18 protein-coding genes and 2 pseudogenes are annotated in these 19,548 nt (G+C 39.1%); 17 read left to right on the top strand and 3 right to left on the bottom strand.

Going from position 1 to position 19,548, the window contains the following annotated elements:
- Nucleotides 1-8: 8 nt before the first annotated feature.
- The 11 genes and pseudogenes from deoC (at nt 9) to V192_RS0105715 (ending at nt 10,946) form a co-directional block, all read left to right on the top strand.
- Nucleotides 9-671: a deoxyribose-phosphate aldolase gene (deoC, locus tag V192_RS0105765; RefSeq protein ID WP_025869871.1), complete on the top strand. Its 663-nt coding sequence runs from the start codon at nt 9-11 to the stop codon at nt 669-671.
- Nucleotides 672-675: 4 nt separating this feature from the next.
- Nucleotides 676-1,092, top strand: coding sequence for a cytidine deaminase (locus tag V192_RS0105760; RefSeq protein WP_476729614.1), 417 nt, complete (start codon nt 676-678; stop codon nt 1,090-1,092).
- Between the two features lie 344 nt (nt 1,093-1,436).
- Nucleotides 1,437-2,534 carry a BMP family lipoprotein gene (locus V192_RS0105755; protein ID WP_025869869.1) on the top strand — a complete coding sequence of 366 codons (1,098 nt, stop codon included), beginning with the start codon at nt 1,437-1,439 and terminating at the stop codon, nt 2,532-2,534.
- Between the two features lie 187 nt (nt 2,535-2,721).
- The gene (locus V192_RS0105750; RefSeq protein WP_025869868.1) at nt 2,722-4,287 is read left to right on the top strand and encodes an ABC transporter ATP-binding protein; all 1,566 of its coding nucleotides are present in this window, start codon (nt 2,722-2,724) and stop codon (nt 4,285-4,287) included.
- On the top strand, nt 4,280-5,413 hold the full coding sequence (locus V192_RS0105745) for an ABC transporter permease (RefSeq protein ID WP_025869867.1): 1,134 nt from the start codon (nt 4,280-4,282) through the stop codon (nt 5,411-5,413). The genes V192_RS0105750 and V192_RS0105745 overlap by 8 nt, the downstream gene beginning before the upstream one ends.
- The gene (locus tag V192_RS0105740) at nt 5,413-6,375 is read left to right on the top strand and encodes an ABC transporter permease (RefSeq protein WP_029948141.1); all 963 of its coding nucleotides are present in this window, start codon (nt 5,413-5,415) and stop codon (nt 6,373-6,375) included. The genes V192_RS0105745 and V192_RS0105740 overlap by 1 nt, the downstream gene beginning before the upstream one ends.
- Nucleotides 6,376-6,505: 130 nt before the next feature.
- The gene (gene deoB / locus V192_RS0105735) at nt 6,506-7,672 is read left to right on the top strand and encodes a phosphopentomutase (RefSeq protein WP_025869865.1); all 1,167 of its coding nucleotides are present in this window, start codon (nt 6,506-6,508) and stop codon (nt 7,670-7,672) included.
- A gap of 10 nt (nt 7,673-7,682) precedes the next feature.
- Nucleotides 7,683-8,500: pseudogene (locus tag V192_RS19410) on the top strand (purine-nucleoside phosphorylase).
- Nucleotides 8,501-8,526: 26 nt separating this feature from the next.
- Nucleotides 8,527-9,234, top strand: coding sequence for a purine-nucleoside phosphorylase (gene deoD, locus V192_RS0105725; RefSeq protein WP_010766242.1), 708 nt, complete (start codon nt 8,527-8,529; stop codon nt 9,232-9,234).
- Nucleotides 9,235-9,386: 152 nt separating this feature from the next.
- Nucleotides 9,387-10,577 carry an iron-containing alcohol dehydrogenase gene (locus V192_RS0105720; RefSeq protein WP_025869864.1) on the top strand — a complete coding sequence of 397 codons (1,191 nt, stop codon included), beginning with the start codon at nt 9,387-9,389 and terminating at the stop codon, nt 10,575-10,577.
- A gap of 33 nt (nt 10,578-10,610) precedes the next feature.
- Nucleotides 10,611-10,946 (top strand): hypothetical protein, encoded by a 336-nt coding sequence (locus tag V192_RS0105715; RefSeq protein WP_025869863.1) that lies wholly within the window; start codon nt 10,611-10,613, stop codon nt 10,944-10,946.
- A 332-nt stretch (nt 10,947-11,278) separates the two neighbouring features.
- On the opposite strand, the gene gpmA is transcribed toward V192_RS0105715, so the two are convergent.
- From gpmA to rpiA, 3 genes and pseudogenes are all read right to left on the bottom strand, one after another.
- Nucleotides 11,279-11,965: a 2,3-diphosphoglycerate-dependent phosphoglycerate mutase gene (gene gpmA, locus V192_RS0105710; protein WP_025869861.1), complete on the bottom strand. Its 687-nt coding sequence runs from the start codon at nt 11,963-11,965 to the stop codon at nt 11,279-11,281.
- A 221-nt stretch (nt 11,966-12,186) separates the two neighbouring features.
- Nucleotides 12,187-12,774, bottom strand: coding sequence for a recombinase family protein (locus V192_RS0105705; protein ID WP_025869858.1), 588 nt, complete (start codon nt 12,772-12,774; stop codon nt 12,187-12,189).
- Between the two features lie 121 nt (nt 12,775-12,895).
- Nucleotides 12,896-13,572 (bottom strand): annotated as a pseudogene (gene rpiA, locus V192_RS19405) (ribose-5-phosphate isomerase RpiA).
- Between the two features lie 342 nt (nt 13,573-13,914).
- On the opposite strand from rpiA, the gene rpsL reads away from it, so the two are divergent.
- From rpsL to V192_RS0105670, 6 genes are all read left to right on the top strand, one after another.
- Nucleotides 13,915-14,334 (top strand): 30S ribosomal protein S12, encoded by a 420-nt coding sequence (gene rpsL / locus V192_RS0105695; protein ID WP_010761696.1) that lies wholly within the window; start codon nt 13,915-13,917, stop codon nt 14,332-14,334.
- 56 nt (nt 14,335-14,390) lie between these two features.
- Nucleotides 14,391-14,861 carry a 30S ribosomal protein S7 gene (gene rpsG, locus V192_RS0105690; RefSeq protein ID WP_010761695.1) on the top strand — a complete coding sequence of 157 codons (471 nt, stop codon included), beginning with the start codon at nt 14,391-14,393 and terminating at the stop codon, nt 14,859-14,861.
- An 82-nt stretch (nt 14,862-14,943) separates the two neighbouring features.
- Nucleotides 14,944-17,031, top strand: a complete 2,088-nt coding sequence (fusA, locus tag V192_RS0105685; RefSeq protein ID WP_025869855.1) for an elongation factor G — start codon at nt 14,944-14,946, stop codon at nt 17,029-17,031.
- A gap of 141 nt (nt 17,032-17,172) precedes the next feature.
- Complete coding sequence (gene tuf, locus V192_RS0105680; RefSeq protein ID WP_010761693.1) at nt 17,173-18,360, top strand: elongation factor Tu; 1,188 nt, start codon at nt 17,173-17,175, stop codon at nt 18,358-18,360.
- A gap of 231 nt (nt 18,361-18,591) precedes the next feature.
- On the top strand, nt 18,592-18,918 hold the full coding sequence (locus V192_RS0105675) for a PadR family transcriptional regulator (protein WP_025869853.1): 327 nt from the start codon (nt 18,592-18,594) through the stop codon (nt 18,916-18,918).
- Nucleotides 18,908-19,462: a DUF2812 domain-containing protein gene (locus tag V192_RS0105670; RefSeq protein ID WP_025869851.1), complete on the top strand. Its 555-nt coding sequence runs from the start codon at nt 18,908-18,910 to the stop codon at nt 19,460-19,462. The genes V192_RS0105675 and V192_RS0105670 overlap by 11 nt, the downstream gene beginning before the upstream one ends.
- Nucleotides 19,463-19,548 lie beyond the last annotated feature (86 nt).

The raw sequence follows: 19,548 nt of genomic DNA, 5'->3' as shown, positions 1-19,548 counted from the left end.
AAAAAATAATGGAATTAAATCAAATGATTGACCACACTATTTTAAAAGCAGATGCAAAGGAAGAGGATGTTTTACGAATTATTGAAGAAGCTAAAAAATATGAATTCTTCTCAGTTTGTATCAATCCATGTTGGGTTGCTTTAGCAAAAGAACACTTAGCAGGAACATCTGTTGATGTTTGTACGGTAATTGGGTTTCCTTTAGGTGCCAACACATCAGAAGTAAAAGCCTATGAAGCGACAGATGCGATCAACAATGGAGCGACAGAAGTCGATATGGTCATCAATGTTGGCGCGCTTAAATCTAAGCAATATAAAAAAGTCTTGAAGGATATTCAAGCCGTTGTTGATGCAGCGAAAGGAAAAGCTTTAGTCAAAGTAATCATCGAGACAGCGCTATTAACTGACGAAGAGAAAGTCAAAGTTTGTGAATTAGCGAAAGAAGCAGGTGCGGATTTTGTTAAAACGTCAACCGGATTTTCAACAGGCGGTGCAACTGTTGCAGATGTAAAATTAATGCGTGAAACAGTCGGACCAGATATGGGCGTCAAAGCCTCTGGCGGTATTCACAATGAAGAAGAAGCTAAAGCAATGATCGATGCAGGAGCGACACGTATCGGAACAAGTGCTGGGGTTGCAATTATGGAAGGCTCAACTGGAGCAGGCTATTAATCTAATAGAAGAAAGCGGCGGACAAATGACAGCAAAACAAGAATGGTTAGCTATCGCAGATGATGCGTTAACAAAAGCGTATGTACCGTATTCTCACTTCCCAGTGGGCGCGTGCTTGATTACCAAAGAGGGAAAAGCTTATCAAGGAGTCAATATCGAAAATGCTTCATATGGATTGACTAATTGTGCAGAACGGACAGCAATCTTCAAGGCTGTCTCAGAAGGCGAACGAGAATTCCAACATCTAGTAATTGCAGGAAATACACCTGGGCCGATCTCTCCGTGCGGTGCATGCCGCCAAGTGATGGCTGAATTTTGCGCGCCTGAAATGTCAGTTACCTTAGTCGGTGAACATGGTGTAACGAAAGAGACGACTGTCGGTGAGTTATTGCCGTATGCATTTACGGAAAAAGATTTATAAGATCTAGCTACACTACTGTACATGTGGCATTGCAAGATCCAGCTACATGAACCAAACCTCTCAACAAATAGACAAAATGCTAGAAAGATAAAAAACATTCTTCTATCATTTTCCTAATTGCCTTGATACACAACGAATGAAAAGAGTTGATGTAAAAAGGTACCTACTTTGGTTGTTCGAGGTCCGAGCGGTTCATTCCGCTTTGCTTAGAAACACAATGAACAAAGTGATTTGATGTTGAAAAGTACACGACGACCGAAGAGAGAGTTGTTTCACCATTATCTTGTTTCATTCAGTCATCCGGCTGTTGAAAATATAAAACTATTTTAGGGGGCTTTACAGAGATGAAAAAAGCAAAATTATTTGGTTTTGGCTTGACTGCACTAGCATTGACAGTTGCATTAGCGGCATGTGGTGGAGGGAAAAAAGATTCAACAGATGGAAAATCAGCAGGTGGGGACGCTGATCACAGCGTGGTTATCGTTACTGATATTGGCGGGGTAGATGATCGTTCATTTAACCAATCAGCTTGGGAAGGTTTACAAGCTTGGGGGAAAGAACATGATCTTAAAAAAGGAGCAGATGGCTTTGACTACATTCAATCAAACGATGCTTCAGAATATGTAACAAATATTGATACAGCAGTTTCTAACGGATTTAAAACAGTCTTTGGTATTGGCTACTTACTAGCAGATTCTATCGGTACGGCAGCAGATGCAAATCCAGATACACAATTTGGTATCATTGATAGTGTTATTGAAGGCAAAGATAATGTAGTATCTGCAACATTTAAAGACCAAGAAGCTTCTTACTTAGCTGGTGTCGCAGCAGCACACACTACAAAAACAAACACTGTAGGCTTTATCGGTGGTGAAGAAGGCGCGGTCATCGACCGTTTTGAAGCTGGTTTCCACCAAGGCGTTATTGATACAGCAAAAGAATTGAACAAAGATATCAAAGTTGAAATCGAATATGCTGCTTCATTTGGAGATCCTGCTAAAGGGAAAGCGTTAGCAGCATCTATGTACCAAAAAGGCGCAGACATTATTTTCCACGCATCAGGTGGTACTGGACAAGGTGTCTTCCAAGAAGCAAAAGACTTGAATGAAACTGGTTCAAAAGACAAAGTTTGGGTCATTGGTGTAGATAGCGACCAAGACAAAGAAGGTAAATACAAAACAAAAGACGGTAAAGAAGATAACTTCACTTTAACATCAACTCTTAAAGGTGTAGGTGCTGCAGTACAAGATATCTCCAATCGCGCATTAGAAGATAAATTCCCTGGTGGCGAACACTTAGTTTATGGGTTGAAAGACGGCGGTGTTGATTTGACAAAAGGGTACTTGTCAGAAGAAGCACAAAAAGCGGTTGATAAAGCCAAAGAAGAAATTATCGCTGGAAAAATCACTGTTCCAGAAGTACCAAAAGACGTAAAAGAATAGATTTTTCTGCTTAGCGCTGCGTTTGTAGCAGCGCTAAGATTTTATTAAGCCTTTAAAGAAAGAAAACGAATGATCAAAAAACACTCATTTTCTTTCTTTAAGAGCCTAAAAGCTACTTTATTTTTTAGAAGTACCGTATTAATAGATGATGCAAGTTTTGTGATTAAATCGTTAGGATGTGAAAAATGTGGCTCAGGAAAACTTTGTAATTGAGATGCGCAATATCACTAAGCAGTTTGGGACGTTTAAAGCCAATGACAATATCAATTTAACTGTCCGGCCTGGAGAAATCCATGCGTTGCTTGGAGAAAATGGTGCAGGAAAATCTACCTTGATGAATATCTTATCTGGTTTATTAGAACCAACATCGGGTGAAATCTTTATGAATGGTTCAAAAGTATCGATCAATGGACCAACTGCAGCAAATCGTTTAGGAATAGGGATGGTCCATCAGCACTTTATGTTAGTAGATGCTTTTACCGTAACAGAGAATATTATTCTTGGAAGTGAACCAACGAATGCTGGCGTACTGGATCGCAAAAAAGCCACAGCAGAAATCAAACGCGTTTCTGAGCAGTATGGTTTATCAGTAGATCCAAGCGCTTATATTCGTGATATCTCAGTCGGAGCACAACAACGAGTGGAAATTTTGAAAACGTTGTATCGTGGTGCTGATGTGTTGATCTTTGATGAACCGACAGCAGTTTTAACACCACAAGAAATCGATGAGTTGATCGAAATCATGCGCGGACTTGTTCAAGAAGGAAAATCGATCATTTTGATTACACATAAATTAGATGAAATCAAAAAGGTAGCAGATCGCTGTACGGTTATTCGTCGCGGACAAAGTATCGATACAGTCAATGTGAAAGATGTTTCTTCGCAACAATTAGCAGATATGATGGTAGGACGCTCTGTTTCATTTAAAACTGAAAAGAAAGCGGCTGAACCTAAAGAAGTGGTTCTCTCAATTAAAGACTTAGTCGTTAAGGAAAGTCGTGGGTTAGAAGCGGTTAAAAGTTTAAGTTTGGATGTACGTGCAGGGGAAGTGGTCGGGATTGCAGGAATTGATGGCAATGGCCAAACTGAGTTGATCCAAGCGTTGACAGGATTACGCAAAGCGGAAAGTGGATCAGTTGAACTTAGAGGAGAAGCAATTACAAATAAAAATCCTCGGACGATCACTGAAGCGGGTGTTGGACATGTTCCAGAAGACCGTCATAAATATGGCTTGATTTTGGATATGACATTAGCGGAAAACATTGCGTTGCAAACGTACTACAAAAAACCATTAAGTACAAATGGTGTCCTTAATTATAGTCAAATCAATACTTACGCACGCCGTTTAATAGAAGAATACGATGTGCGAACTGTGAATGAATTAGTTCCTGCTAAAGCGTTATCTGGAGGGAATCAACAAAAAGCGATCATTGCTCGAGAAATCGATCGTGATCCTGATCTATTAATCGTATCTCAACCAACTCGTGGATTAGATGTTGGCGCAATCGAATATATCCATAAACGTTTGATCGAACAACGAGATAAAGACAAAGCGGTATTAGTTGTTAGTTTTGAATTAGATGAAATTTTAAATGTTTCTGATCGAATTGCGGTTATTCATGCCGGAAAAATCGTCGGAATCGTTGATCCAAAAGAAACAAGTGAAAATGAATTAGGATTATTAATGGCTGGTTATTCATTAGAAGAAGCTAGGGCCGAATTGAATCAAAAGGCGGGTGAAGTAGTTGAATAATCGATCAGAAAAACTACGGAATATTTTAGTTCCTATATTATCAGTATTGATGGGGTTTATTCTTGGAGCAATTATTATGCTTATTTCAGGTCAAGATCCAGTTGCTGGCTATCAAGCGATGCTCAAGACTGCGTTTCAAAGTCCAAAAAGTATCGGTGAAATTTTTGTAACAGCAGGACCGTTGATTTTTACCGCGTTAGGATTTGCTGTAGCTAATTCAGCTGGATTCTTTAATATTGGTCTTTCAGGTCAAGCGTTGTGTGGCTGGGTAACAAGTATTTGGGTAGCACTTTCTATGCCAGATGCACCTCGTATGGTCGTGTTACCTGTAGCTGTACTTGCAGGTGCTTTAGCTGGAGCGTTGGCTGCAGCAATTCCAGGATTGCTACGTGCATTCTTTGGTACAAGTGAAGTAATCGTTACGATTATGTTGAACTATGTTTTCCTTTATACAAGTACACATATTGTGAATAATGTCATGTCAAAAGATTTAATGACCAACAAAGGTGTTACAAAAGTAATTGGAGAAAATGCTAGTTTACGAACAGGTTTCTTAAAAGAGTTGAGTAGTGGCTCACGTTTGAATATTGGTATTTTTATGGCTCTTATTTTCTTAGTTTTAATTTGGTTCCTTATGAAGAAGACAACATTGGGCTACGAGATTCGTTCAGTTGGTTTGAATCCATTCGCCTCGGAGTATGCTGGAATGAGCAGCAAACGAACGGTCGTGATGTCAATGGTGATTTCTGGAACATTAGCTGGTCTTGGTGGTGTGGTTCTAGGATTAGGAACCTTTGGAAACTTCTTTGTTCAAGGCTCTTCCTTGAGTATTGGATTTGATGGAATGGCGATTTCCTTATTAGGAGCAGGTAGCTCGGTCGGGATATTCCTGTCCGCGATTCTCTTTAGCGTGCTGAAGCTTGGCGGTCAAGGAATGCCGCTTCGTGCAGGTGTGCCAATTGAATTAGTGGATGTTGTTATTGCGGCAATTATTTTCTTTGTGGCAATCAGCTATTTAATTCGTTTCTTATTAGCAAAAGCATCTGGCAATAAAAAAGAAGTAGCGGTAGTTGAAGAGTTAGTTGGAAAATCAGATCCGACCAGTCAAGAAGGAGGAAAAATCTAATGAATATTGCATTAATCGCTGTATTGGCGCCGATTATTACACAAACGTTGGTTTATTCCACTCCTTTGGTCTTCACGGCTTTGGGCGGGACATTTTCTGAGCGTAGTGGTATTGTGAACGTAGGACTTGAAGGAATCATGGTTATGGGTGCTTTTAGTTCAGTCGTATTTAATTTAACTTTTGCTGAAACTTTTGGTGCGGCCACTCCTTGGCTTGCTTGTTTAGTCGGTGGAGTAGTTGGGATGTTATTTTCCCTACTTCATGCAGTGGCTACGATCAATTTAAGAGCGGATCATATCATTAGTGGTACAGTAGTCAATCTAATGGCTCCAGCTTTAGGTATTTTCTTGATCAAAGTTATTTATGGAAAAGGCCAAACAGATACAATCACAGAATCATTTGGTTACTTTTCATTTCCAATATTGAAGGATATCCCGATTTTAGGGGATTTATTCTTCAAACAAACAACATTGCCAGCGTTTGTGGCAATTTTAGTTGCTATTCTTTCGTGGTTTGTATTGTTCAAAACCCGCTTTGGTTTACGTCTTCGTGCAGTAGGTGAAAACCCTCAAGCAGCGGATACACTTGGTATCAATGTATATCTAATGCGTTATGCAGGCGTTTTGATTTCTGGCTTTTTAGGTGGAATCGGAGGAGCAGTCTTTGCTCAAACGATTGCTGGGCGTTTTGCAGTTACAACAATTGCTGGACAAGGATTTATTTCGATGGCAGCGATGATTTTTGGTAAATGGAATCCATTAGGTGCAATGGGGGCAGCGTTATTCTTCGGTTTTGCACAAAATATCAGTATCGCTGGTTCAAGTCTTCCAGTAATTTCATCAATACCAGCTGTTTATCTACAAGCGGCACCATATGTGTTGACCATTATTGTTTTAGTCGTTTTCTTAGGTAAAGCCTCTGGACCTAAAGCAATTGGGAAAAATTATATCAAATCAAAATAAAGTTAGTATAAAAGGGCGGGCTATGGGAAGTTATCTTAAGTCATGCCCTTTTTATAAATAATTATCACTCTAGTTTTACGGAATGAACAGGTAAAGCTTTTAAAACAAAATCAAAGAAAGAAGGATGGTTATGTTTAAACGTGTGCATTTAGTTGTAATGGATTCAGTTGGTATCGGGGAAGCGCCTGATGCTGAAAAATTTGGTGATGTAGGTAGTGATACATTAGGTCATATCGCAAAAGAAGCAGGTTTGACGATTCCAAATTTAGAAAATCTAGGTCTAGGAACAATTGCTCCTCTTCATAATGTTGAAGCTGTAGCTGATCATAAAGGATATGCAACAAAATTAGAAGAAGTTTCTGTAGGGAAAGATACAATGACAGGACACTGGGAAATTATGGGCTTGAATATTCAAAAGCCTTTCCGCGTATTTCCTGATGGCTTCCCTGAAGAATTATTAAAACAAATCGAAGAATTTTCAGGACGTAAGATCGTTTGTAATAAACCATACAGTGGTACAGCCGTGATCGATGATTATGGGCAACATCAAATGGAAACAGGCGACTTGATCGTTTATACATCTGCTGATCCAGTATTACAGATTGCAGCTCATGAAGAGATCATTCCTTTGGAAGAATTATACCGTATCTGTCAGTATGTTCGTGATATTACTAAAGATGAACCCTATATGATCGGTCGGATCATTGCGCGTCCGTATGTTGGTGAACCAGGCAACTTTACTAGAACAAGCAACCGTCATGACTATGCGCTAGATCCATTTGGTCATACGGTACTGGATTCATTGAAAGAAAATGGAAAAGAAGTCATTGCAGTTGGGAAAATCAACGATATTTTCAATGGTCAAGGAATCACAGATTCTGTTCGGACGAAGAGTAATATGGATGGTGTAGATCAATTACTTAAGGTAATGAAACGAGACTTTGAAGGTTTAAGTTTCACTAACTTAGTTGATTTTGACGCGTTATATGGTCACCGTCGTGATGTAGTCGGTTATGCCCATGCAATCGAAGCCTTTGATTTAAGAATTCCAGAAATCATCGATGCCATGGAAGATGATGATTTATTGATGATCACAGCTGACCATGGAAATGATCCGACTTTTCCTGGAACTGACCACACAAGAGAATATGTTCCATTGTTAGTTTACAGCAAAAAAATGAACGGCCAAGGCAGCTTGCCGCAAGGTCATTATGCAGATATCTCAGCAACTGTGGCTGAAAACTTTGCAGTTCCAAAAACAGAAAATGGCGAAAGCTTTTTAAATAAACTGGTATAGGAGAGACATGATGACAAAATTAGGTGAAATGTTAAAAGAGACAACAGCATTTTTAAAAGAAAAAGGCGTTGGTGAGGTCGATTTTGGCTTGATTCTGGGCTCTGGTTTAGGTGAGCTGGCAGATGAAGTAGAAGACGCTATTGCGATCCCATTTTCAGAAGTGCCTCATTTTGCAGTTTCAACAGTTGTTGGACATGCTGGTAAGTTAGTGTATGGTACACTTTCTGGGAAAAAAGTATTAGCGATGCAGGGGCGTTTCCATTATTATGAAGGACACTCCATGCAAAAAGTGACGTATCCAGTTCGCGTAATGGCAGCAATGGACGCGCATTCAATCATAGTCACAAATGCTGCAGGCGGTGTAAATGAAAACTTCACCCCAGGCAATTTGATGTTGATCACAGATCATATCAACTTACGGGAGATAATCCATTGATCGGTGAAAATGACGAAGCGATGGGTCCTCGTTTCCCAGATATGAGTCATGCGTATACACCGGCTTATTTTGAAGTGGCTAAAAAAGTGGCAAAAGAACAAAATGTACCATTGCAAGAAGGTGTTTACATGGGGTATTCGGGTCCGACGTATGAAACACCAGCTGAAATCCGTATGTCTCGCGTGATGGGAGCCGATGCAGTTGGGATGTCGACTGTCTCAGAAGTGATTGTTGCAGCACATAGTGGTTTGAAGGTTTTAGGGATTTCATGTATCACGAACTTAGCTGCAGGTATGCAAAGCAGTCTGAACCACGCGGAAGTTGTTGAAACAACAGAGCGGGTTAAAGCTCAATTTAAAGAATTGATCAAAGCAACATTAGCTGAACTATAAAAGAGTCATTATAAAGGAGAAAAAATATGAGCGTTCATATCGAAGCAAAACCAGGTGAAATTGCAGATAAAATTTTATTACCGGGAGATCCTCTGCGAGCAAAATACATCGCTGAAACATTTTTAGAAAATCCGGTATGCTATAACCAAGTCAGAGGAATGTTAGGCTATACAGGTACGTATAAAGGCGAACGTGTCTCTGTTCAAGGGACAGGTATGGGGATGCCTTCTGCGACTATTTATGCCCATGAATTGATCAACTCTTATGATGTGAAAAAATTGATTCGTGTGGGGACATGCGGATCGATTTCTGAAAAAGTGCATGTCAGAGATTTAGTGATTGCACAAGCAGCTGCTACACCATCGTCAATGATTCGCAATGACTTTCCTAAGTATGACTTCCCGCAAATCGCTGATTTTGATTTATTATTGAAATCTTACACAACAGCAAAAGAAAAAGGATTTGTGACTCATGTAGGAAATGTCTTATCTGATGATGTCTTTTATAAAGATAGCATGGATGGTGTATTTGAATTAGGAAAATTAGGCGTTTTAGCAATCGAGATGGAAGCGGCAGCGCTATATTATTTAGCAGCTAAATTTGATGTGCAAGCTTTGGCGATCATGACTGTTAGCGATAGTTTAGTAACAGGCGAAGAAACAACTGCCGAAGAACGTCAAACGACATTCAACGATATGATCGAAGTCGGTCTTGAAACAGCAATCAACAGTTAATAAAAATAGTTACTAAAACAGCTCCTGCTTATAGACGGAGCTGTTTTTATACTATGATTTAATCGAGTGGGACTAAAGGACAGTTTTCTTGACACGCTTTTTTGATAGACTATCATATAATAAGAAACCTAAATTGAACGGAGGAAGAAAAATTGGATAATTTTAGATTTTACGTACCGACAGATATTCGTTTCGGGAAAGACCGTTTGGCAACAGAATTAACAGATGTACTGGATGTTTATGGTAAAAATGTATTGCTCGTTTATGGTGGAGGCAGTATTAAGAAAAATGGGTTGTACGATCAAGTGATCGATTTGCTTGGAAAGAATCAAAATAAAGTGGTGGAATTGAGCGGTGTAGAGCCTAATCCTCGTATCGAAACAGTTCGTCGTGGTGTGGCGTTGTGTCGTGAAAATGAGATCGATGTCATCTTGGCTGTAGGTGGTGGATCAACAATCGATTGTTCTAAAGTGATCGCAGCAGGTTTTTACAGTGATGAGGACCCTTGGGAAGTCATAGCAGAACGCAAAGGATTTCCAGGAGCAGCTTTACCGATTGTTACGATCTTGACTTTAGCAGCAACAGGTAGTGAAATGAATGTTGGAGCTGTGATCACCAATTTAGCTACAAACCAAAAATTAGGTGTTGGTGGGCCGGCGATGATGCCAAAAGTGTCATTTTTAGATCCGACCACGACATTTACTGTGCCAGCTTATCAAACAGCAGCAGGATCTGCGGATATATTAAGCCATTTATTTGAAAGTTATTTCAACGTAACGGAAGGAACTGATGTACAAGACTTTGTTTCAGAAGGCTTGATGCGTGCGGTAATCAAGAATTGCCCGATTGCATTAGAAACACCTGATAATTACGATGCTCGCGCGAACTTGATGTGGTCAAGTAGTTTAGCGTTAAACGGTTTGACACGAAACGGTAAACATGGTGTTTGGTCGTGTCATGCTATGGAGCATGAGTTAAGTGCATTTTATGATATTACGCATGGAATTGGGTTAGCTATTTTAACGCCTCGCTGGATGAATTATGTACTTTCAGAACAAACAGTTGCTAGATTTGCGCAGTTTGCTCATAATGTTTGGGGAATCACTGAGACAGATCCGATGCTTGCGGCGAAAAAAGGTATTCAAGCAACATACGATTTCTTTAAAGCTTGTGATATTCCAATGACATTGCCGGCTGTCGGAATCGATGAGGAAAAATTTGGTGAGATGGCGAAACAAGCAGTTGCTCATAGTACAATCAAAACGGATGCGTTTGTTCCATTAGCTGAATCAGATGTTGAAGCGATTTATCGTGAATGTTTAACAGAATCTAACTTTGTATAACTAAAATTTGCAACTTGAAAAGGGGAAGTACCTATGAAACAGTTGTTTGATGAAACGTATTCCGAAAATCGGACGCTTTGGTATGCTTATTTTAAAGATATAGAGCAAATGGATTTGATAGAGACAATTAGCCGAATTATCCAAAATGATTTGCAAGCTTCTAAGGATGTTTTGGCGACAAGTTGGATATTTTACCGTGAAGAGCTACAAAAAGATGCTTTAGAGGAAGAAGTACGATCTTCGATCATGGTGCGTTTCGTTGGTGGAAGATATTATGCTCAATATAATATGTCTGATTTTGAATTTGTGACACAGCGAGAAAATATCGCCAATTGGCTTGAACGTTTGAAACAAAACTTAGAGAACTAAAAAGAGGCCGAGATAAAAGTGTTTAGCTCCGAGAACCAAGTAGGTACTGTGCAACATCAACTCGTACCTCGTTGTGTTTTACAGCAATAAGAGGGGATTTACGAAAATTGCCAAGAATCACAGTGATTTTACGAACTGATGATGATTGGTACCTACTTGGTGCTCTTCAAATTTTTGTGACCAAGTAGGTACTGTTTTACATCAGCTCATGCTTCGCTGTGTTTCATAGCAATTCCAGCTTATTTCCGAAGGAGCTGCTTTTTTCTCGCCGTTTATTCGGTTTTAGAGCCCGGGACAAAACTAAAAATTAGTTTTGTCCCGGGCTCAATTTTTTATAAGTAGTATTTTTTAGCTACTGTTAGGTCATCGTTTAATTCATAAACAAGTGGTTGACCTGTTGGGATTTCAAGATCCATGATATCTTCATCTGAAATACCTTCGATATGTTTTGCTAAGGCACGTAAAGAATTACCGTGAGCTGCTACTAAAACAGTTTTGTTGTCTAGTAAAGCAGGTGCGATTTCGTCTTGCCAGAATGGCAATGCACGTTCTAGAGTAACTTTTAGGTTTTCTCCGCCTGGAATATCACGTTGGTCTAACATAGCATAACGACGATCGTTAGCGGCAGAACCTTCATCTGTTGCTTCCATCAATGGAGGTAAAGTATCGTAAGAACGACGCCAAATGTGAACTTGGTCATCTCCATATTTTTCAGCAGTTTCTTTTTTGTTTAAGCCTTGTAATTTACCATAGTGACGTTCATTCAAACGCCAAGATTTGATTTGAGGAACCCATAATTGATCTGAGTTTTCTAAAAGTAAGTTACATGTTTTGATCGCACGAGTTAATACAGAAGTATAAGCTACATCAAATTCAATTCCAGCTTCTTTGATTTTGCGGCCGCCTTCGATTGCTTCTTCAACACCTTGTGGTGCTAAATCTACGTCAGCCCAACCGGTAAATTGATTCAACGCATTCCATTCACTAAGTCCATGACGAGAAAATACTAATTTTGGCATGTATAGCTCTCCTTTGAGTTGTAGTTTCTGAAACTTTCATTTCCTTTTCTATTGTACACCGTTTTAAAATAGATTTCCATTGTAAATTAGTGAAAACTACTGAAACTGATGATTCGATAAATTTTGGTAAACGATGACTATTTAGAGGAGAATAATACACATAAGGAGACTACAGCTAAAATCCTGTAATCTCCTAAATATTCACTACTGGTTTATTCTTACTATTTTTGAGAAATTTTCACGACGTCCGCTTCAGACAAGTTGATGTATTTGTAGCAAGTTCCCACAGAAACGTTACACTTGGAAGAGATGAACTGGATCGTTTCTTTTTTTTCGTGGTACAGGTGGCGAATTTTTTTGATGGTTCGTTTATCTATTTTAGGACGTCCACCGATCTTGCCTTTTTTTCGAGCATTGTCTAATCCGATTAAAGTACGTTCTTTGATTAAATCGCATTCCATTGTAGCTAATCCATTCATTAATTTAAAATAAATTTCTCCCATTGGATGACGAGTGTCGATTTCTTCATCAAGACTGACTAGATGAATACCTGAACCATTAAATTTTTGTGTCAGCTCAGTCAATTGACGGGTGGAACGACCTAGCCTATTTAAACGGCAAATAACTAAAGTGTCCCCATGGGTTAAACTGCTTAGAACAGTCTCAAGCTCTGAAATGAGCTGCTTGTCATGTGTGATGTCGAAAGATTCCTGATAAATCTCATCGCAGCCATAGTCAGAGAGCACTTTGATTTGAGCATCTAAGTCATCATCAGTAATTGTTGTACGTGCATAACCAATTATTTTCATCGTTCGTCCTTTCTAGTTATAGGATACTAAAAATGTAGCATATAAACGAACGGAATGGTAGGTGTTTTTTTATCTTTTTTTAATGATACTCTTCATTTTCAAATCTTATTCAAATAATTCTCTAGTTGGGAACGTGAATTGTTTTAGGACCAGACTCTCCACCAACAATCACAGTTGTGACGATTTGGAGGAATAAACCATGTTCAACTACACCTACTAATTGATCCAAATACGCACCGAAAGCGATTGGGTCAGTGATTTCTTCTAAATGAAGATCGATGATATAGTGACCGCCATCTGTAACCAACGTTTCCCCAGCAGGCGTTGTTCGTAAAACAGGAGCATAACCTTTCGCTTCAAATGAACGAACTAATTGTTGGCTACCATAAGGAACCACTTCAACTGGTAAAGGGAATCGACCAAGCTTCTTAACGAGTTTTGATTCATCCACGATCCAGATACATTTTTTTGAATACGTCGCAACGATTTTTTCAAACAATAAAGCAGCACCGCCACCTTTGATTCCTTGGAAATCCTCGCTGATTTCATCTGCTCCGTCAATTGTTAAATCAACATAAGGAACATCATCAATACCTTTTAAAGGAATACCAAGCTCTTGCGCTTGACGTTCAGTTTCTTTTGAAGTCGTTACACCAACGATTGATAATCCTTCTTCTTTTACACGTCGACCGATTTCATCCACCATAAATTTTGCTGTAGATCCTGTACCAAGCCTACGATCATGCCATCTGTTACATATTTTGCCGCTTCGATTCCTGCCATTTGTTTAAGATTCATTCGCTTGTTAGCCCCTTTCAAATAATCAAAGATATTGTACCGTTAAATGGAAAAAAAAGATAGAATGATTAAGAAATAATCCCCTCTTCCCTTTTTTAACAGACATTTTAAAAAAAGTAAGGGAGTATTATAGAAAAAAATAGAGAAGTGGTTGACAGTTCATAAGTAGCATGATATGCTATCAAAGGTGCTTTATCTACAGGTCTCTCGTTGGAGACGTGCTGACTGTCTATCGAAGCATATTTGATAATGAGTGCAGAGATTGCATTATTTTTTATCGCTAAAAAAGAACCACCTGGATGTGTGGGACTAGATGCGAAATGAGGAAGGAGGAAACAAGGAATGCCTACAATTAATCAATTAGTACGTAAACCTCGTAAATCAAAGGTGGAGAAATCTAATTCACCAGCGTTGAACAAAGGATATAATAGCTTTAAGAAATCTCAAACGAACGTAAACTCACCACAAAAGCGTGGGGTTTGTACTCGTGTGGGAACTATGACACCTAAAAAACCGAACTCAGCTTTACGTAAATATGCCCGTGTTCGTTTGTCTAACTTAATCGAAGTAACAGCTTATATCCCAGGTATTGGTCACAACTTACAAGAACATAGCGTGGTATTATTACGCGGTGGACGTGTAAAAGACTTACCAGGAGTACGTTATCATATCGTACGTGGTGCGCTTGATACAGCCGGCGTTACTGATCGTAAACAAAGCCGCTCTAAATATGGTACTAAAATGCCTAAAGCAGCTAAATAATTTGACAATCACTAAGGTATTATATAATAAAGAATTTTCGGAAGGAGGAGTTACGGATGCCACGTAAAGGTCCTGTTACAAAACGCGATGTTTTACCAGATCCAATTTATAACTCAAAATTAGTAACTCGCTTGATCAACCGTGTAATGGTTGATGGGAAACGCGGGATTGCTGCTAATATTATCTATAATTCATTTGATATCATCAAAGAATCTACAGGTAACGATCCATTGGAAGTTTTCGAACAAGCAATGAAAAACGTTATGCCTGTCTTAGAAGTAAAAGCTCGCCGTGTTGGGGGTTCTAACTACCAAGTACCAGTTGAAGTTCGTCCAGAACGTCGTACAACTTTAGGCTTGCGTTGGGTTGTTAACTATGCTCGCCTACGCGGTGAACATACAATGGAACAACGTCTAGCGAAAGAAATCATGGATGCTGCCAATAACACTGGTGCTTCTGTTAAGAAACGCGAAGACACACACAAAATGGCTGACGCTAACCGTGCGTTTGCACATTATCGTTGGTAAAATCCTCTCTGTATGTAAGTTAACTTTACGACAGACAGTCACTTTACAATCGATTTAAATAAAGAGAGGAGAACACCCTAGAATGGCAAGAGAATTTTCGTTAGAAAACACTCGTAATATCGGTATTATGGCTCACGTTGATGCGGGTAAAACAACAACAACAGAGCGTATTTTATACTACACTGGTAAAATCCATAAAATTGGTGAAACGCACGAAGGTGCTTCACAAATGGACTGGATGGAACAAGAACAAGAACGTGGTATTACCATCACTTCTGCTGCAACAACTGCAGAGTGGAAAGGTTACCGTGTAAATATCATCGATACACCAGGACACGTGGATTTCACTATTGAAGTTCAACGTTCACTACGTGTATTGGATGGTGCTGTAACCGTTCTTGATTCACAATCAGGTGTGGAACCTCAAACTGAAACAGTTTGGCGTCAAGCAACTGATTATAAAGTTCCACGTATTGTTTTCTGTAATAAAATGGATAAAATCGGTGCGGATTTCTTATACTCTGTAAACTCATTACATGATCGTTTACAAGCAAATGCTCATCCAATCCAATTACCAATTGGTTCAGAAGATAATTTCACAGGGATCATCGATTTAATTACGATGAAAGCTGAAATTTATACAAATGACTTAGGTACTGACATTCAAGAAACTGAAATTCCAGAAGAATACATGGATCAAGCAGTTGAATGGCGTGAAAAATTAGTTGAAGCTGTTGCTGAAACTGATGAAGACCTAATGATGAAATATCTTGATGGTGAAGAAATTACTATCGAAGAATTAAAAGCGGGTATCCGCCAAGCAACGATCAACGTTGAATTCTTCCCAGTAATGTGTGGCTCTGCCTTTAAAAATAAAGGTGTTCAAATAATGCTTGATGCAGTTCTTGATTATTTGCCATCACCATTAGATATCGATGCAATCAAAGGAATCGATGTTAAAACAGACGAAGAAACAACTCGTCCTGCTGACGACGAAGCACCTTTTGCATCACTAGCATTTAAAGTTATGACTGACCCATTCGTAGGTCGTCTAACATTCTTCCGTGTCTATTCTGGTGTCCTTGAAAGTGGTTCATATGTATTGAACGCTTCTAAAGACAAAAAAGAACGTATCGGTCGTATTCTTCAAATGCACGCGAATACACGTAAAGAAATCGATAAAGTGTATTCAGGAGATATCGCTGCCGCTGTTGGATTGAAAGATACAACAACTGGTGATACTTTATGTGCGATGGATGCTCCAGTTATTCTTGAATCAATCGAGTTCCCAGAACCGGTTATCCAAGTAGCTGTTGAACCTAAATCAAAAGCCGACCAAGATAAAATGGGGATTGCTTTGCAAAAACTTGCTGAAGAAGATCCATCATTCCGCGTTGAAACAAACGTTGAAACTGGTGAAACAGTTATCTCTGGTATGGGTGAATTGCACTTAGACGTATTAGTAGACCGTATGAGACGTGAGTTCAAGGTTGAAGCTAACGTTGGTGCTCCACAAGTATCATACCGTGAAACTTTCCGTGCGCCTTTAACTCAGGCAGAAGGTAAGTTTGTACGTCAGTCTGGTGGTAAAGGTCAATACGGACATGTCTGGGTTGAATTTACACCAAACGAAGAAGGAAAAGGTTTTGAATTTGAAAATGCCATCGTCGGTGGTGTGGTTCCACGTGAATACATCCCAGCGGTTGAAAAAGGCTTGGCAGAATCTATGAACAACGGTGTTCTTGCTGGATATCCATTAGTTGATATCAAAGCAAAACTTTACGATGGTTCATACCATGATGTCGATTCAAATGAAACAGCCTTCCGTGTAGCTGCTTCTATGGCGCTACGTGCGGCTGCTAAGAAAGCTAATCCAGTTATCTTAGAACCAATGATGAAAGTAACGATCACTGTACCAGAAGATTACTTAGGTGATATCATGGGACACGTTACAAGTCGTCGTGGACGTGTTGAAGGAATGGAAGCACACGGTAACTCACAAATCGTTAACGCAATGGTGCCTCTAGCTGAAATGTTCGGCTACGCTACAACATTACGTTCAGCAACACAAGGTCGCGGTACATTTATGATGGTATTTGACCACTATGAAGACGTACCAAAATCTGTACAAGAAGAAATCATCAAGAAAAATGGCGGAAACAACGCTTAATAGTTAAGAAATAAGTATATACTTATTTATGACTAGGATTTTCTGTGAATTTCAGTTAGAATAATAAAAGATGATCAGGTAGCTGTAAAACTATCTATCAAATAAAAATAAAATTTATATATTTTAGGAGGAACATTTAAAATGGCTAAAGAAAAATTTGACCGTTCTAAACCCCATGTAAACATTGGTACTATTGGACACGTTGACCATGGTAAAACTACATTAACTGCTGCAATCGCAACTGTGTTAGCTAAACACGGTGGCGGTGAAGCTCAAAACTATGCTGATATCGATAACGCTCCAGAAGAAAAAGAACGTGGTATCACAATCAACACTTCTCACATCGAGTATGAAACTGATGCTCGTCACTACGCACACGTGGATTGCCCAGGACACGCGGATTACGTTAAAAACATGATCACTGGTGCTGCACAAATGGATGGAGCTATCTTAGTAGTATCTGCTGCTGATGGTCCTATGCCTCAAACTCGTGAGCACATCTTGTTATCACGTAACGTTGGTGTACCATACATCGTTGTTTTCTTAAACAAAATGGATATGGTAGATGACGAAGAATTATTAGAATTAGTAGAAATGGAAGTTCGTGATTTATTATCTGAATATGACTTCCCAGGTGACGACACTCCTGTTATCGCTGGTTCTGCTTTGAAAGCATTAGAAGGCGACGCTTCATACGAAGAAAAAATCATGGAATTAATGGCTGCAGTTGATGAGTACATCCCAACTCCAACTCGTGATACTGACAAACCATTCATGATGCCAGTCGAAGACGTATTCTCAATCACTGGACGTGGTACAGTAGCTACTGGCCGTGTTGAACGTGGAGAAGTTCGCGTTGGTGACGAAATCGAAATCGTTGGTATTAAAGAAGATACAGCTAAAACAACAGTTACTGGTGTTGAAATGTTCCGTAAATTGTTAGACTACGCTGAAGCTGGCGATAACATCGGTGCTTTATTACGTGGTGTTGCACGTGAAGATATCGAACGTGGACAAGTATTGGCAAAACCTGCTTCAATCACTCCACACACAAAATTTAAAGCTGAAGTTTATGTTTTATCAAAAGAAGAAGGCGGACGTCACACTCCATTCTTCACTAACTACCGTCCTCAGTTCTACTTCCGTACAACTGACGTAACTGGTGTAGTTGAATTACCAGAAGGCGTTGAAATGGTAATGCCTGGTGATAACGTTGCAATGGACGTTGAATTAATCCACCCAATCGCTATCGAAGACGGAACTCGTTTCTCTATTCGTGAAGGCGGACGTACTGTTGGTTCAGGCGTTGTTTCTGAAATCACTAAATAATTAACACTTAAATATAGCAATAACCAGTGTAAAAAGCTGGGGTACTCGGACGTAAGTCGAAGGGATTTCCCTTCGGCTTTTTTTGTTTTGAATTTTTCTAGACAGTTTGAAAACTGCATAAAGAACTTTTGTAAAAGCGTTAAAAGATGCTTGACTTATATCGAGGTTCGATATAATATAGAATTACGATATATCGAACCTCGATATAAACTAGGAAGGAGCAACGAATAAATGGAAGATAAGTTAAAACGAATCTACATACCGATGACGGAAACCGGCTTTTATATATTATTTGCTCTTAGAGAAGAGCGTCATGGCTACAACATTATTCAGTATGTGAAAGAACTAACCGATCAAGAAATCATTATCAGTGCAGGTACGATGTATGGCAGCCTTAGTAAAATGGAGAAAGATGGTTTGATCCAAGCTACAAAAGAAGAGAATAGACGGAAAAGTTATCTGATCACTGAATTGGGAGAGGAAATACTGATTCACGAAATCAATAGAATTAATCGATTGTACAAAAATAGTATTGGAGAGAAAGTAGATGGAGACTAAAAAAATAAGAAGACGTTTTGAATTGGCGGATTATTTAGAGGAAGAAAAATTTTTACAAGAGCAACATAAACAAGGCTGGAAAATGGTGGATCTTAAATTGCCCATTCCGACCTATTTCTTTGAAAAATGTGAGCCCGAAGAGTATGTATATCAATTAGATTTTAAGCAAGATGTTAATGATATTGAAGAATATTTACAGTTATTTGAAGATTGTGGCTGGGAATATTTTTATAGGTTTGGTAACTGGTATTATTTTAGGAAAATGAAATCTGAAGTAGTGGAAGAGAATATGATTTTTAATGATGCGCCATCTCGTGCAGAAATGGCGAAAAAGGTCGTAAAGTTTCAAGGCTCGATTGCCTTTGTTGCGCTATTTCCAGTATTTTATTTGATTCCGATGTTGTTATCTAGAAATGAAGAGCGAAGTCCTATTTTTTTAGTTTTACTAGCAATATATGGAGTGATCATGGCGGTCTTGGTAGGCACTCAAATAAGAAATTTTTGGAAACTTAATCAAATCATCAAAAAAGAAGAACAATTATAAAAAGCTCGGAACAAAACTAAAAACTAGTTTTGTTCCGAGCTTTAAATACGAATAAACAGTGGGAGCAGAAGTAACTTTTCAGTGAT

Origin of the sequence: Enterococcus crotali (assembly GCF_000633635.1) — a bacterium.
Lineage (GTDB): Bacteria > Bacillota > Bacilli > Lactobacillales > Enterococcaceae > Enterococcus_L > Enterococcus_L crotali.
This window is presented reverse-complemented; position numbering and strand designations above follow the sequence as displayed.